We start from the raw sequence: 1,660 nt of genomic DNA, 5'->3' as shown, positions 1-1,660 counted from the left end.
GGGCGAGCCGGGCGTCGTCGTCGAAGCGGCCGGTCGCCGAGGCGTGGCCCGCGCCGACGATCTCGCCGGTCTCGATCTCCAGGTTGGGCACCGAGTCGGCCCGCGCGACTGCGCCGACCCCGCCGCCTCCGGGACACCGGGCGGCCCTGCCCGCGCGGTGTCAGACCGCGACACCCCCGGTGCTGATCACGTCGCGGTACCACAGTGCGCTGTCCTTGAGGGTGCGCTGCTGGGTGTCGTAGTCGACCCGGACCAGCCCGAACCGCTTGCCGTAGCCCAGCGCCCACTCGAAGTTGTCCAGCAGCGACCAGACGAAGTACCCCCGCAGGTCGGCCCCGGCGCGCAGCGCCTCGTGCGCGGCGGCCATGTGGTCGCGCAGGTACGCGATGCGGTCGGCGTCGCGCACCCGGCCGTCGGCGTCGACCGGGTCGGGGTAGGCGGCGCCGTTCTCGGTGACGTAGAGCGGCAGCCGCGGGTGGTCGGCGTGCAGCCGCAGCAGCACCTCGCGCAGCCCGCTCGGGTCCACGGTCCAGCCCATCTCGGTGCGCGGGCCGGGCGTCTGGTGGAACGCCACACCCTGGCTCGCCGGGTACGGCGAGGGCTCCTCGACCGGCGTGGCGGCGGCGCTGACCAGGTCGGGGGCGTAGTAGTTGACGCCCAGCGCGTCGATCGGCGCGGCGATGACGCCCAGGTCGCCGTCGCGCACGAAGGACCAGTCGGTGACCGAGGCCGTGTCGGCCATGACGTCGGCCGGGTAGGCCCCGGTCATGATCGGGTCGAGGAAGATGCGGTTGAGCAGGCCGTCGATGCGCCGGGCGGCGTCGCGGTCGGCGGGGGAGTCCGTCAGCGGGCGCACCGCGCCCTGGTTGAGCGCGATCGACACCTGCGCGGCGGGCACGGCGGCGCGCAGCGCCTGCGCGGCGAGCCCGTGCCCGAGCAGCAGGTGGTGCGTGGCGAGCAGGCCGTCGCTCGGGCTGGTCCGGCCGGGGGCGTGCACGCCGAGGCCGTACCCGAGGAACGCGGTGCACCACGGCTCGTTGAGGGTGCACCACAGCTTGACCCGGTCGCCGAGCCGGGCGGCCACCACGGCGGCGTAGTCGGCGAAGCGCAGCGCGGTGTCACGGGCGGTCCACCCGCCGCGGTCCTCCAGCTCCTGCGGCAGGTCCCAGTGGTAGAGCGTGGCGGCGGGCTTGATGCCGGCGCCGAGCAGCTCGTCGACGAGCCGGTCGTAGAAGGCGATGCCCGCCGGGTTCTCCCCGGAGCGGCCGCCGGGCTGCACCCGCGGCCAGGACACCGAGAACCGGTACGCCGACAGGCCGATTTCGCGCATCAGCGCGACGTCCTCGCGGTAGCGGTGGTAGTGGTCGGCGGCGACCGCGCCGGTGTGCCCGTCGACGACCCGGCCGGGCTCGGCGCAGAAGGTGTCCCAGATGGACGCGGTGCGGCCGTCCTCTGCCACGGCGCCCTCGATCTGGTACGCGGCGGTCGCCGCACCCCACCAGAAGTCGGGGGGAAACCGCAGCTCCTGAGTGGTCGCAGCGGTCGGTGCCTCGGTCTGGGTGGGCATGGGCTCCCCTTCGGTGAGCGCGGCGCGGGCTGCTTTTCATCGACGTTGGCCTATCTGGATGACGAATTAGATTTCATATTCATACAGAAATGC

At 73.6% G+C, this 1,660-nt stretch carries 1 protein-coding gene; it reads right to left on the bottom strand.

From position 1 onward, the window contains the following. Window positions 1-160: 160 nt before the first annotated feature. A complete protein-coding gene (locus AB0J67_RS40990) occupies window positions 161-1,567 on the bottom strand; it encodes a GH1 family beta-glucosidase (RefSeq protein ID WP_363491206.1) in 1,407 nt (468 codons plus the stop codon). Window positions 1,568-1,660: the final 93 nt, after the last annotated feature.

It is taken from the genome of Catellatospora sp. NPDC049609, assembly GCF_040675365.1.
In the GTDB taxonomy this organism is placed as follows: domain Bacteria; phylum Actinomycetota; class Actinomycetes; order Mycobacteriales; family Micromonosporaceae; genus Catellatospora.
The sequence above is the reverse complement of the archived record's forward strand: the minus strand, read 5'-3'. Positions and strand labels throughout refer to the sequence as shown.

What these genes read in the sequence shown, in the direction of transcription:
- AB0J67_RS40990 (WP_363491206.1), bottom strand. Translation starts at nt 1,567, where the DNA reads ATGCCCACCCAGACCGAGGCACCGACCGCTGCGACCACTCAGGAGCTG.